This is a genomic window from Desulfobaccales bacterium, from assembly GCA_041648175.1.
In the GTDB taxonomy this organism is placed as follows: Bacteria; Desulfobacterota; Desulfobaccia; order Desulfobaccales; family 0-14-0-80-60-11; genus 0-14-0-80-60-11.
Window position 1 is genome coordinate 85,632 of record JBAZPO010000001.1, and the last position, 12,057, is coordinate 97,688.

13 protein-coding genes are annotated in these 12,057 nt (G+C 57.6%); 7 read left to right on the top strand and 6 right to left on the bottom strand.

Annotated elements, in window-relative coordinates; translation table 11 throughout:
- Window positions 1-157 precede the first annotated feature (157 nt).
- The 3 genes from WC600_00405 to WC600_00415 all read right to left on the bottom strand — a co-directional run bounded on the left by WC600_00405 (window position 158) and on the right by WC600_00415 (window position 3,357).
- Window positions 158-802 carry a class II aldolase/adducin family protein gene (locus WC600_00405; protein MFA4901183.1) on the bottom strand — a complete coding sequence of 215 codons (645 nt, stop codon included), beginning with the start codon at window positions 800-802 and terminating at the stop codon, window positions 158-160.
- Window positions 803-880: 78 nt separating this feature from the next.
- A complete protein-coding gene (locus WC600_00410) occupies window positions 881-1,765 on the bottom strand; it encodes a MurR/RpiR family transcriptional regulator (GenBank protein ID MFA4901184.1) in 885 nt (294 codons plus the stop codon).
- Between the two features lie 134 nt (window positions 1,766-1,899).
- Window positions 1,900-3,357 (bottom strand): HD domain-containing protein, encoded by a 1,458-nt coding sequence (locus WC600_00415; GenBank protein ID MFA4901185.1) that lies wholly within the window; start codon window positions 3,355-3,357, stop codon window positions 1,900-1,902.
- A gap of 370 nt (window positions 3,358-3,727) precedes the next feature.
- Between WC600_00415 and radA the strand changes: the two genes are divergently transcribed.
- The 5 genes from radA to WC600_00440 all read left to right on the top strand — a co-directional run bounded on the left by radA (window position 3,728) and on the right by WC600_00440 (window position 6,550).
- The gene (gene radA, locus WC600_00420) at window positions 3,728-5,095 is read left to right on the top strand and encodes a DNA repair protein RadA (protein ID MFA4901186.1); all 1,368 of its coding nucleotides are present in this window, start codon (window positions 3,728-3,730) and stop codon (window positions 5,093-5,095) included.
- Window positions 5,096-5,289: 194 nt separating this feature from the next.
- Complete coding sequence (locus WC600_00425; protein MFA4901187.1) at window positions 5,290-5,568, top strand: type II toxin-antitoxin system RelE/ParE family toxin; 279 nt, start codon at window positions 5,290-5,292, stop codon at window positions 5,566-5,568.
- A 14-nt stretch (window positions 5,569-5,582) separates the two neighbouring features.
- Entirely contained in the window at window positions 5,583-5,873 is a 291-nt protein-coding gene (locus WC600_00430; GenBank protein ID MFA4901188.1) for a HigA family addiction module antitoxin, read from the top strand.
- Between the two features lie 15 nt (window positions 5,874-5,888).
- Complete coding sequence (locus tag WC600_00435; GenBank protein MFA4901189.1) at window positions 5,889-6,194, top strand: HigA family addiction module antitoxin; 306 nt, start codon at window positions 5,889-5,891, stop codon at window positions 6,192-6,194.
- A 23-nt stretch (window positions 6,195-6,217) separates the two neighbouring features.
- The gene (locus WC600_00440; GenBank protein ID MFA4901190.1) at window positions 6,218-6,550 is read left to right on the top strand and encodes a BrnA antitoxin family protein; all 333 of its coding nucleotides are present in this window, start codon (window positions 6,218-6,220) and stop codon (window positions 6,548-6,550) included.
- Window positions 6,551-6,578: 28 nt separating this feature from the next.
- Here the strand turns inward: WC600_00440 and WC600_00445 are convergent, their stop codons facing one another.
- The gene (locus WC600_00445) at window positions 6,579-7,760 is read right to left on the bottom strand and encodes a DUF1343 domain-containing protein (protein ID MFA4901191.1); all 1,182 of its coding nucleotides are present in this window, start codon (window positions 7,758-7,760) and stop codon (window positions 6,579-6,581) included.
- Between the two features lie 82 nt (window positions 7,761-7,842).
- A complete protein-coding gene (locus tag WC600_00450; protein MFA4901192.1) occupies window positions 7,843-8,412 on the bottom strand; it encodes a GNAT family N-acetyltransferase in 570 nt (189 codons plus the stop codon).
- A 499-nt stretch (window positions 8,413-8,911) separates the two neighbouring features.
- On the opposite strand from WC600_00450, the gene dnaA reads away from it, so the two are divergent.
- Entirely contained in the window at window positions 8,912-10,285 is a 1,374-nt protein-coding gene (gene dnaA, locus WC600_00455; protein ID MFA4901193.1) for a chromosomal replication initiator protein DnaA, read from the top strand.
- On the opposite strand, the gene phoU is transcribed toward dnaA, so the two are convergent.
- Window positions 10,251-10,940 (bottom strand): phosphate signaling complex protein PhoU, encoded by a 690-nt coding sequence (gene phoU, locus WC600_00460; GenBank protein ID MFA4901194.1) that lies wholly within the window; start codon window positions 10,938-10,940, stop codon window positions 10,251-10,253. The genes dnaA and phoU overlap by 35 nt on opposite strands.
- A gap of 113 nt (window positions 10,941-11,053) precedes the next feature.
- On the opposite strand from phoU, the gene WC600_00465 reads away from it, so the two are divergent.
- Window positions 11,054-11,986, top strand: coding sequence for a 2-dehydropantoate 2-reductase (locus WC600_00465; protein ID MFA4901195.1), 933 nt, complete (start codon window positions 11,054-11,056; stop codon window positions 11,984-11,986).
- Window positions 11,987-12,057 lie beyond the last annotated feature (71 nt).

Below are 12,057 nucleotides of genomic sequence, written 5' to 3' on the forward strand. Positions count from 1 at the left end.
TTAATATAAAAGTCAAATCCTCTTCTTCCCCCCAAAACTCAATAATATAGTTGAATTATATGGGAACCTCGGATGATAATCAATATATTGATATCATTGATCATATTTTAAATAATGTGTTCTGAATATTTATAAATTGTAGACCACTTCCACAAACTCACCCCCCTGCCCTATACTTCTCTCCCAGCTTCCGCAGTTTCTCCGCCTCCGCCTCGGGTATAGGTCGCAACTGTCCTTGAAGTCGGGCTGCCAGGACCACCCGGGCGGTGTGTTCCAGCTTCTCCATTTTGTTGTATGCGTCTCGCACGTCCCGTCCTACCGTCATGGCGCCGTGCCTTGATAAAAGGATGGCGTCATAGTCCGGGATGAACTCCCGGATGGAGTTTGGAACTTCGTCGGTGCCGGGCGTAGCGTAGGGCGCGGTGGGAATCCCCCCCAGGGTGATCACCACCTCAGGGAGGATGGGTTCCAGCAGGTCGATGCCCGCCAGGGTGCAGGCCGTGGCGTAAGGCAGATGGGCATGCACCACGGCTGCAACATCCGGGCGCAACTCATAGGCCAAAAAGTGCATCCGGATTTCAGAGGTGGGCTTTCCCTCCCCTTCCAGCACCCGGCCCGAAAAATCCACGGTGATCACCTGATCCGCCTCCATGAGCCCCTTGTGGACCCCGCTGGGGGTGGTGAGCAGCCGGTCTCCTAAACGAACACTGACATTGCCGTCGGTAGCGGCGAGGTAATTTTTGCGGTGCAGCATCCTACAGATGCAGACGATGTCTTGCTTTAATTGTTGTTGAGTTGACATGACTGGTCCTGAAAAGGCCTAACCTTTTTACAGGACTTTAACTTTTGGGACCGCCAGCAGCAAGGGCTATTTGGAGGTTCAGCGCATTACTCCGACCTTGACCATCGCTTTTTCCATGCCGTCCAGGGTCTGCCGGGATTGGGTTCCCTGGGCCTGGGCAATCAAAGCGAAGAGGGCGTCAAGGATCGAGATTTGACAAACCAGAGAGGCAACGGCTTCCTCAGGTATGGTCATTTCCCGAGAGGCCGTGATCAGGGTCGGGTTGCTAATTCGGGCCAGCGGCGCCAGAGAATTGTTGGTAATACAAATTACCCTGGCTTCTCTTTCCAGGGCTATGCCCGCCGTCTCTAATATTTCCCGGGTGGTCCCCAGGTTGGAGATCGCCAGCACCACATCCTGCCGGGTAAGGAGCGAAGCCGCCATCAACATCAGGTAAAAGTCGGTGTACATATAGGCTTTGAGACCCAACAGCAAGAGGCGGTTGCCGGTGTAGGCCACGGCCGGGCCGGAACCGCCCACCCCGATCACCATGATCTGCCGGGCATTGCGGAGCAGTTGGACCGCTTCGTTTACGGCCTCGATCTCCAGAATCTCCAGGGTATCCTGCAAGGCGGCGCCATTGGTTTGGAATACCGTGCGCACGATCGCGGCATCGTCTTCAACACTCACCACTTCACGATGGCGCGTTGAGGGGATGACCATCTCCCGGGCCAAGGCGATTTTAAAATCCTGAAAACCTTTAAAGCCCAGGATGCGACAGAACCGCATGACCGTAGCTTCGCTGACCGCCGCGGCCGCCGCCACCTCGTTGACCGAAGCGTAGATGGCCATCTCCGGTTGCCTGAGAATCACGTCAGCCACCTTCCGCAAAGCGGTTTTCAGGGAGGGGTAAAGTCCCCGCAGCCGGATCAGGGTGCCGGTTTGACCCTCACGATTGACTGAGTCCGGAGATATGGTCTCCATAATCTAATCTCCATTTCTCTCAATTTATAATAATTCTAACCAAAGTTAATACAACTTTATATAAAAATAAAGCATTATCTAATAATTTTTTTAAAAAATATCCAAAATAATTTCTGAAATCATTATATCATGGTTCACAGCAACCGCTGGATCAGCCCCAAGGCTTCCTCCCGGGTCCGGACTACCCCTTCCCATTGGGCTTCCTCCACAGCCGTGAGCAGTCGCCGGAACTGGGGGCCCGGCGTCAGTCCCAACTTAATCAAATCATGGCCGTTGACCAATTTAGGGAGGAGTTCTTGGGGTTCCAGGCGTTCTTTCAAAAACTGGTAGGCCGCCTCCGCCAGATCAGCCAGCACCGCCTCGGAATCGGCGGGTTTCAGCGGACCCTGGCCTGCCAGGCTGTCAGCCATGGCCAAGGCAAAGAGCCCAGCAAACTCCGGCCGGGCCGCCCGCACCAGCCGGCCCAGGGCCCTAAAGCTCAGTTCCCGCTCCCGAAAGGCCGGTAACAATAGAAAAGGGCGCATGTGCAACCGGATGAGAGTGGTCACCGTTTTAACCTCGGCCTGACTGCACCGTAACCTTGCCGCCACCCGGCCAAAAATCTCTATCCCCACTTTTTCATGATAATAGAAAGTGTAACGGTCAGGATTTTCGCGGCGCTCCTGCACCTCGGGCTTGCCCACATCATGGAACAGGGCCGCCAGTTTCAAGAGCACTGCCTTGGGGCGAGTCCGGGCATAACGGACCACCTCCCCGGCGAGATCCCCAAAGTAGGCCTCCGGGGCCGCCAACACCTCCTCCATACCGGCCGCGGTCGCTAAAGAGTGGCCGTAGACGTCCAGGTGATGGTAGCCGTTCTGTTCCACCCCTTTCATGGCCGAAAGCTCCGGAAACACCTGCGCCAAAAGCCCCACCGTCTCCATGGCCTTAAGGACCGGCACGGCCTTTGGGGCTTGCAAGAGGGAAAATAATTCTTGGTGGACCCGCTCTCCCGCCACCCTGGGAAATTCTCGCACCCACTGGCGGATGGCGTCCGTGGTCTCCGGGGTAATTTGAAAGCCGTGGGTGGCGGCAAACCGGTAGGCCCGCAGCAGCCGCAGCGGGTCGTCATGAAAATTTCCCGGGGCCACCACGCGCAACCAGCCCCGGGCCAGGTCTTCCAGACCGCCCCAGGGATCGATGAGTTCTAAAGGACTCTGCCCCAAAATGTCGTCCAGGGACACGGCCAGGGCATTGAGGGTAAAATCCCGGCCTTTAAGATCACCTGTAAGGGTAGGGGCCCGAAATTCGGCCAGATCCAGGATGTCCCCTTCCCACACTACCCGGGCGGTGTGCTCGCCTTCATCCAATAGGACATAGGTGCCGCCCAGTGCCGCGGCCAGGTCCTGGGCCAACTCCAAAGTCTGAGCCGAGACCGCCATATCCAGGTCTTGAACGGCCCGCCCCAAGGCCAGCTCCCGCACCGAGCCCCCCACCAGGTAGACCTTAAGCGACCGGGCCGCGGCTAACTGTCCCAAGACCATCAGAGACCGCTTGCCTGAAAGGGAGGCTAGCCCTTCAGTCAAGTTCTCCCGGAGAATCCTGGTTGCCATGGGAAGCTCGGCTGAGGTAAACTGGTTAGGAAAGCCGATGGTGTCGATGAGATAATCTCCTGGAAAAAGGGGTTATACTCATTGCCAAAAGTTTTTTCTTATTCACCCCTCACCCTACCCTCTCCCACAAGGGGAGAGGAGAATTAGAGGAAAAAACTTATGGCAAGCGCTATAGGGCTACAGACGGCCCTGGATCCTCACCGGACGGAATCACGGTGAATTAGCGCTTATAATTTTAACCAAAATTATTTTTATTCACAAATTCTCGTATCTTGACCATTATCCTTCAAGCCTGAAGCTCCGTTGGCTATCTCATGCTTCGGGAACTGCGCCACATTGCCAGCTTCCCTAAGGGTTAGAGCAGGAGTCTATGACAGCTCGAATCGGCAAATCCGTGTTTATCTGTCAGAACTGTGGATACCAGGCCCCCAAATGGCTGGGCCGCTGTCCCGATTGCGGGACCTGGAGTTCCATGGCCGAAGAGGTGACCCCCACCGGCCCCGTCTCTGAGGTGAACCTACCGCCCCGGCGCGGCGCCCCCCAGCCGTTGATCAAGCTCAAAGCCCCTCGCGAGACCCGCCAGGTGAGCGGCCTGACCGAATTCGACCGCACTTTAGGGGGCAGCGTGGTACACGGCTCCGTGGTCCTCTTGGGCGGGGACCCCGGCATTGGCAAATCCACTCTGATCCTCCAGGTGCTGGATCGTCTCTGCCGCGGGGGTCTTCAGGGACTTTACATCTCCGGGGAAGAGTCCGAAACCCAGCTCAAGCTCCGCGCCGACCGTCTGGGAGTCTCATCTCCGGGGCTCCTGGTCGCCACGGAAACCTGCCTGGAAAACATCATCAAGATCGTGGAAGAGCTTCGGCCCGCCTTTCTGGCCCTGGATTCCGTTCAAACCTTGTACACCGCCACCCTGCCCGCAGCCCCTGGCTCCTTAACCCAGGTCCGGGAAACCGCCTTTCGCCTGGTGCAGCAGGCCAAGCTCCACGGCATCGCCACCTTTCTCATCGGCCACGTCACCAAAGAAGGCGCCATCGCCGGCCCCATGGTCTTGGAACATATGGTGGACACGGTGCTCTACCTCGAGGGGGACCGGAGTCACCCCTTCCGGTTGCTACGCACCGTTAAAAACCGCTTCGGCCCCACCCACGAACTGGGGGTCTTCGAGATGCAGGAAGCAGGCCTTATGGAAGTAACCAACCCTTCGGGATTGTTTATGGCGGAGCGCTCCTTAGAGGTCCCCGGCGCGGTGGTGGTCCCCAGCCTGGAGGGGTCCCGCCCCATCCTGGTGGAGGTCCAGGCCTTGGTCTCACCGTCGTCTTTGGCCGTGCCCCGGCGGCAAACCATGGGGGTGGACCCGGGCCGGGTGTCGCTCTTGGTGGCCATCCTGGAAAAGCGGGTGGGCCTGGCCATGGGCGGCCAGGATCTGTTCGTCAACGTGGCCGGAGGCGTACGCCTGTCCGAGCCCGCCCTGGACCTGGGGGTGGCCCTGGCTCTGGCCTCCTCCTTCCTGGACCGCCCGGTCCCCGCCGACACCGTCATCTTCGGCGAAGTGGGCCTCACCGGCGAAATCCGGGCCGTCAGCGCCCCCGAATTGCGCCTCAAAGAGGGCCAAAAACTGGGCTTCTCCCGGGCCCTCTTAGCCCGCCGCCAGCAGGAACACTTGGGCGACCTCCCCGGCCTGGAACTCATCGGCGTCGAAACCCTGGCCGCGGCTATTCGGAGTTTGTTTCCTTGAGGGGAAGACCGGGGGACGAGAGTCCCCCGCCCTCCCCTCAAACTCCCCTCCCAACCCCCTGCAAGGGAAAAATCAACGATATCATTCAGACTCATCCTCCGAACTCTCACCAGTATCAATAGACAAAACGATACCTCGCTCGATATGAAAAAAGCCCTTGTAAAATGTAAATTGTCATTTTACAATATACCTCAATGGTTCGGAGCTTCCGACACAAAGGCTTGCAAAGACTGTTTCAGCGTGACGACGGTAGCAAGTTGCCACCGGATATGGTGGCGAGGATAAGGCTAATTCTTTCCACCCTGCACGCTGCGCAAGAAATTCAAGCCTTGGATATTCCGACTTTTCGTTTGCACCCCCTTAAAGGGGAATTGCAAGGGTGTCTCTCAATTACCGTCCGCGCCAATTGGCGAATTATTTTCCGGTTTGAAGGCGGCGAAGCTTTCGACATTGATTTTGTCGATTACCATTAAGAAAGGATAACGCCATGGAGATGAAGAATCCGGTTCATCCCGGCCTTCTGGTTAAGGAATGTCTTGACGATCTGGGCTTGACGGTTGCGGAAGCCGCGGCGGCTCTCCATATCACGCGGCAACAGCTACATAACATCGTCGCCGGGCGCAGTGGGGTTACGCCGGAAATGGCGATCCGTTTTGAAAAGGCGTTCGGCAGCACCGCGGACACCTGGCTACGGATGCAAATGAATTATGATCTGGCTCAGGTGCGCCAGCGCGCCACCGAAATTGTGGTTGAGCGGCTGACACCAAAGGTGGCTTAGCAGGAGTGACAAGTCATGGCTATGAAGACCCCACCACATCCGGGCGAGATTATCCGGGACTTGTGCCTCGAGCCCCTGGGCTTGACCATTACCCGGGCCGCGCAAGGACTTGGGGTGAGCCGCAAGACCCTCTCAATGCTGTTGAACGGTCACGCGGGCATTTCCCCGGAAATGGCCGTGAGGTTGTCGCAGGTATTTGGCCGCAGTCCTGAGAGTTGGTTGCAGCTTCAGGTGCAGTATGACCTTGCCCAGGTCAGGAAATCGGCCAAGGAGATCAACCTCAAACCGCTTTATGCCCCTACCGGGCCGCAACCTGGATAAAAATTCCTTTCGGAGGGCGCGTCATGAAGAAAGACAAAAATATCAAGAGCTATACGGCAACAGAGCTTAAGGTCAAGCGGGCGGAAAGCCGCACCGATTTGAGTCGGGTCGATGCCATAACGGATGCAGAATTGGAACGGCTCGTTGCCGAGGATGAGGACGAGCGCGGCATTTCACCCGACTGGACCCAGGCAAAACTGGTGTTGCCGCAAGCCAAGCAATCCGTCCACCTTCGTCTTGAACAAGAGATCATCTCCTTTTTCAAATCACAGGGCAAAGGCCACATTTCGCGGATGCAAGCGGTTCTCAAGGCTTACGTGGAGGCCCACAGGTCGCAGGCCAGAAGGGCTAAGTAGCCGCCGTTAACGGCGGCCACGGGCCGCCCTATAAGTCCTCGTAAAGCAAAAACTCCCGCCGCACCTCCATAAACTGATCCAGGTCATCCTGCCAGGCGGTCTCCAGGTCCGCCACACTTAGGCCATTTTCCATCCCGATCCGGATGGCGCTATCCCCGGTGAGCAGGTCGAAAGGCAGGCGCACCGTTTCGTATTCGTAGGGTGGCTGACGCCAGGCGAACTGCTCGGGGTAGAGTTGCCGGATCGCGGCCAGCAAAACCAGGGTGGTATAGTAGGGCTTGAAGGTCCTCCGGTCGGTGACGTGGAGCTGAAACCCCCGGCAGAGTTCCCCGGCCCATTTATGGAAGGTGGGCTCAAAACAGGCCGTCCGGAGGATCACCCCAGGTAACTCAATGCCCTGTAGATGAGCCAGGATGCGCCCGGGTTCCAGAAAAGGCGCGCCGAACAGTTCAAACGGCCGGGTGGTGCCCCGGCCTTCCGAGAGATTGGTGCCTTCCAGCAGCACCTGGCCGGGGTAGACGATGGCCCCATCCAGGGTGGGCAGATTGGGAGAGGGCAGCACCCAGGGCAGCCCCGTGGCATCATAGTAATCGTTCCGACGCCAGCCCCTGGCGGGGATCACCTCCAGATCGCAGCCGATTTTCTGGGTGACATTATAGAAGCGGGCCAATTCCCCCAGACTGAACCCGTGGCGCATGGGCAGAGGGTATGGCCCCACGAAAGAGGCCCACTCGGGCCGCAGCAGATTGCCCTCCACCTGGACCCCGCCGATGGGGTTGGGCCGGTCCAGCACTACCACTTTTTTGCCGAGGGGCGCCGCGGTATCCATCACCTTGGCCAGGGTGGCGGCAAAGGTGTACACCCGGGTGCCCACGTCCACAAGGTCCACCAGGATCACGTCCACCAGCGCCAGGGCATCGGCCGGCGGCTCCATGCGAGGCCCATAAAGACTTACCACGGGTAGTTGGAGGACCGGGTCGGCAAAATCGGCGGACGCAATCATGTTGTCCTGCTTTTCCCCCAGGAGGCCATGCTGCGGGCTGAATAAGACTTTGAGCCGGCCGGGAAAACGGCGGGCCACCAGTTCCCGGGCGCTGGTCAGGTCAAGACCGACGCTGGCCGAATGATTCAAGAACCCCAGCCGGGCGCTTGCCGCCCAGGCGGGCGGTTCCTGAAGAAAGATGGTTAACCCTGATGCTCCTTCGCCCATAATCCCGCCTCCCCAGAAAATGCCAGGAGGGCAGGAGAGTAGTTGCACCTCTCCCCTGCCCTCCCCTGTCGCGCCGTTGCAGCTAGAATTCCGCGTCGTCTCGCTTCACCACCGGACGCATCATCAAGACCACATCGTGAGTCACCCCGTCTTTGCGTAGAAAATAATCGTCCAGGATGGCCTTTTGCTCGAACCCCTTGGCTCTAAAGGCCTTGACCACCTTTTTGTGCTCCGCCAGAATCTCGGCTCTCATCCACATGAGGTTTTCTTGCAAGGCCAGATTGAGGATCTCTTCGAGCATCAGTGACCCTAACCCCAGGTTCCGAAAGGCGCGGCATACGAAGATGCGAATCTCGCCGATATGCTTGGCGGCATGCTTGCCCCGGTGCAGAGTGGCGTCCGCAATGATACGGTTGTTTTCCAGGTCAATTGCTAACAGGGGCAATACCTTCCGGTAATTGAGCCGGTCAACCCAGGCGTTGACGAGGGCGAGATCCTTGACGTCTTGCTTCAGGAACCGGGTATCTTCCTCCGGGGCCTCCTGGAACATCTGTACCAGGCCGTCCCGGTCTTGATCATTGAGGAACCGGAACATTACCCGTTTGCCGTTTTTCAGGGTGGCGAACTTGCGGTAAGCGACATAATTGATCATTACGGACCTCAAGAAAGAATTTCAGAAAAATCTGAGCCCATGATACCCCCTCCATAAGATTTGTCAAGGCAACGGTGGCCGAGGAGGCCTAACCTGGGACTCAGTTGGATGCTTCACTTTCTCCCAGAAAAAACCCGATCAATGACTTCTTAACCGTTTTTTAATAGAACCAAGGGGTTAGCGATTTCTGTCCAGGATAATTCTTCCTCCCTATGAAAAACCCTGAAAAAACCAGAAAGCGCGAGTTTTTAAAAAATTCAGGAATTTGTCAACAGGTCCGAAAACGCTCTTAACCCCGCCTTTCATGACTTATAACTTATTAGATTAATTGGTGTATTTTTTAGCTTGGCCAGAGCCGCGCCAATGTTGTGTTCTGTAACGTATTCCTAACCTTCTCGCAACGAAGAGGCCTAAGGTTTATTTCGCTCTAATCCCTTTGACCCAGACTCCGGTCGAGGTTACTATCCCCCTCACAAGCAGCGCCGAGCCAAGGGGGAATATGGAAGCTATCTGGCAGGATGCCAAAGACATCATCAAAAACGAGTTGCCCTCCGCTACCTTCGACCTGTGGATCGAGCCTCTCCAAGCGGAGTTCGGCTCCGGAGGAGAACTGGTCCTTTCCTGTCCCAATCCTTTTGCCCTCAGGTGGATCCAAGCGAATTACCTCAAGCAGATCCGCCGGATCATGGAAACAGCCTTAAACCAGAGCCTGCCGGTACACCTGAAGTTGCTCACTGCGCCGGTGCGCCCGGCGGCCCCGGTTCAGATATGTCAGCCCTCCCTGCCGCTGCCGGAAAAACCCCGGAGCCGCGGATTAAACCGGGCCTTTACCTTTGACCAGTTTGTGGTCGGAGCTTCTAACCGCCTGGCTTACCAGGCCTCCCGAGCCCTGGCCCGCAACGATACCTTTTATAACCGCATTTTGTTTCTCACCTCCGGACCGGGTCTGGGCAAGAGTCACCTGTCCCAGGCAGTGGGCAATTTCATCTCCAAGTCGGCTGCCGGGAGGAAGGTGCGGTATATCACCGCGGAAAATTTCGCCAACGAGATGGTGCATGCCCTTAAGAACGGGCGCATGTCCACGTTCAAAGAGCGCTTCCGGCAAGACTGCGACATTTTGCTGTTGGAAGAAGTGCAGTTTTTGAGCGGCAAAGAGAAAATTCAGGCGGAGGTCTGCTACACCCTGGATACGCTCATCGGCCAAAATAAGCGGCTGGTATTTACCAGTTGCTATCTCCCGTCGGAAATCGGCCACATCTCCCAGGAACTGCGCTCCCGGCTCACCGGCGGCCTCATTACGCCCATCGGTCCACCGGATTTCTCCACCCGGGTCAATATTCTCGACACCAAGGCCAAGAACCGGGGTGTGCAAGTCCCGGTAAAGATTTTGGAATGCCTGGCCGAATACGTTGACGAAGACGTGCGGCGTTTGGAAAGTGCCCTGGACTGCCTGATGGCTCGGGCGAACCTGCTGGACGAACCTCTCAGTCTCCGCATGGCTCAGGAAGTCCTCCAGGATTTGAAGGCCGTCGATACCCGTTTGAACACCCCGGATATTCAGAAAATCGTGGGTGATTACTATGGGGTGAGCCTGCCGGATCTGCTGGGGCGGTCGCGCCAAAAGCGTTTGGTGCGGGCCAGGCAGATGGCCCTCTATTTTTGCCGCATCTATACGGAAAAAACCATGGTAGAGTTGGGGCGCCTGTTCCAGCGGTCCCACGCCTCGGTGGTGCACGCCCTCCAGACCCTGGACCGGGATCGCAAGACTCAACCCCGGGTGGCCCAGGAATTACACCTCTTGGAGGAGAAACTGGCTCAGGCCAAGGTCAAATCGGGGGTTAAGCGAGCATCATGTCTTCGCACCGATGCTTGATGACCCGGCCTTCCACGATAAAGACTATATCTTCGGCGATGTTGGTGGCCAGGTCGGCTATGCGTTCCAGGTTTCGGACGATGATCAAGAAGTGATGCAGCCGGATCACCCAGCGGGATTCTTGAATCATCTGACCCAGGATAATCTGGATATATTCATCGTCCAGAATATCCACTTCCACGTCCCGCTGGCAGACTTGCAGGGCGAGTTGCGGGTCCTGGTTGACAAAGGCGTCAATGCTGGTACGGACCATCCCCAGGGCGATATCCGCCATGACCTTGATATCGATGGAAAGCGCCAGAGGGGGGCTGCTGTTCAGTTCCAGGGCCCGTTCGGCGATATTGACGGCCTGATCCCCGATGCGCTCCAACTCTGTGGCAATGCGCATGGCCGCCACGGTCAGGCGGAGGTCGGTGGCCACGGGCTGGCGCAGGGCCAGCAACTTAAAGGCCTGTTCTTCAATTGCCAGCTCCATGCGGTTGAGGGAGATATCATCAGTGATCACTTCCCGAGCCAGATCAGAATCCCGGTGTGTGACCGACAACAGGCTCTTGCCCACCGCGGTCTCGGCCAGCGCCGCCATCCGGAGGAGATCCTGCTTCAGGTTACCCAATTCCTGGTCGAACTGTCTCAGTAATTCCCCGGGCGTTGCCATTCTTGCCACCTTCCTTGCTTAAACTTATAGGAATTTTATTCTATATCGGCTAAAAGATAAAGAATCCTTAAGCAATTTCGGTGGCTATTACCACATTTTATCCGAGAAAAATAATGAAACTGGCCATAGTGGGGCCGGGGGCCTTGGGGTGTCTCATGGCCGCCCTCTTTTGGGAGGCCGGTGAGGATGTCACTCTGGTGGACTACCAAGAAAATCGGGCCGACCGGCTGCGCCAGAGCGGTATTCAGGTGCTCTATCTGGAGGGGCCGCAGCGCCTCATCAAGGTGCCCGTTGCCCTGGCACCGGAGCTGGGGCCATGCGATTTGACCATCGTGGCGGTCAAGGCTTATCAGACCAAAACCGCGGCCCAGGCCCTCCCAACCCTCATGTCCCAGGGAGGCCTGGCCCTCACGTTGCAAAACGGCCTGGGCAATCTGGAAGAAATGGCGCGGATCGTTGGACCCGAGCGCCTGATGGCGGGGGTTGGTTTGCTGGGGGTGACGCGGCAGGATGAGGGCCGCATCCTCTATGCCGGGCGGGGGGCAATTTATGTCGGGGTGCCGGCGGGGTCCCGGGTCTCCGGGGCCGAAGTAGCCGCAGTGGTAGACCTTTTCCGGCGGGCCGGTTTTGAGGGTCAAGCCCGGGAAGATATCGTCGCAGTCTTGTGGGAAAAGCTGGTCATTAACGTGGGCATCAATCCCCTGACCGCTCTGCTGCGGGTGCCCAACGGGGCGCTGCTGAAGTTGCCCGACGCCTGGGAAGTGGCGGTGGCCGCGTCGGCCGAAGCCCAGAGGGTGGCGGTAGCCGCCGGGCTCAACCTCAGCGGCGACCCTGAAGCGCGTCTCACCCAGGTCTGCACCGATACTGCCGCCAATCGCTCTTCCATGCTCCAGGATATCCTGGCGGGCCGGCGTACGGAAATCGAGGCTTTGAACGCTCAGGTGGCCAGCCGGGGGAGGACCCTGGGTCTGGCCACCCCGGTCAACGACCTGCTCACCCGCCTCGTGCGCGCCTCCGAGCAGTCGGCGCCGTTCCGGGTCTCATAAGGAAATGCGTTCAAACAGGTAATATAGTAGCAGCAGATTTTACCGTGAAAATCCAAATCCCCCTAAATCCC

Coding starts and splice junctions, on each gene's coding strand:
- WC600_00405 (MFA4901183.1), bottom strand. CDS start 802: ATGTCAACTCAACAACAATTAAAGCAAGACATCGTCTGCATCTGTAGG.
- WC600_00410 (MFA4901184.1), bottom strand. CDS start 1,765: ATGGAGACCATATCTCCGGACTCAGTCAATCGTGAGGGTCAAACCGGC.
- WC600_00415 (MFA4901185.1), bottom strand. CDS start 3,357: ATGGCAACCAGGATTCTCCGGGAGAACTTGACTGAAGGGCTAGCCTCC.
- radA (MFA4901186.1), top strand. CDS start 3,728: ATGACAGCTCGAATCGGCAAATCCGTGTTTATCTGTCAGAACTGTGGA.
- WC600_00425 (MFA4901187.1), top strand. CDS start 5,290: ATGGTTCGGAGCTTCCGACACAAAGGCTTGCAAAGACTGTTTCAGCGT.
- WC600_00430 (MFA4901188.1), top strand. CDS start 5,583: ATGGAGATGAAGAATCCGGTTCATCCCGGCCTTCTGGTTAAGGAATGT.
- WC600_00435 (MFA4901189.1), top strand. CDS start 5,889: ATGGCTATGAAGACCCCACCACATCCGGGCGAGATTATCCGGGACTTG.
- WC600_00440 (MFA4901190.1), top strand. CDS start 6,218: ATGAAGAAAGACAAAAATATCAAGAGCTATACGGCAACAGAGCTTAAG.
- WC600_00445 (MFA4901191.1), bottom strand. CDS start 7,760: ATGGGCGAAGGAGCATCAGGGTTAACCATCTTTCTTCAGGAACCGCCC.
- WC600_00450 (MFA4901192.1), bottom strand. CDS start 8,412: ATGATCAATTATGTCGCTTACCGCAAGTTCGCCACCCTGAAAAACGGC.
- dnaA (MFA4901193.1), top strand. CDS start 8,912: ATGGAAGCTATCTGGCAGGATGCCAAAGACATCATCAAAAACGAGTTG.
- phoU (MFA4901194.1), bottom strand. CDS start 10,940: ATGGCAACGCCCGGGGAATTACTGAGACAGTTCGACCAGGAATTGGGT.
- WC600_00465 (MFA4901195.1), top strand. CDS start 11,054: ATGAAACTGGCCATAGTGGGGCCGGGGGCCTTGGGGTGTCTCATGGCC.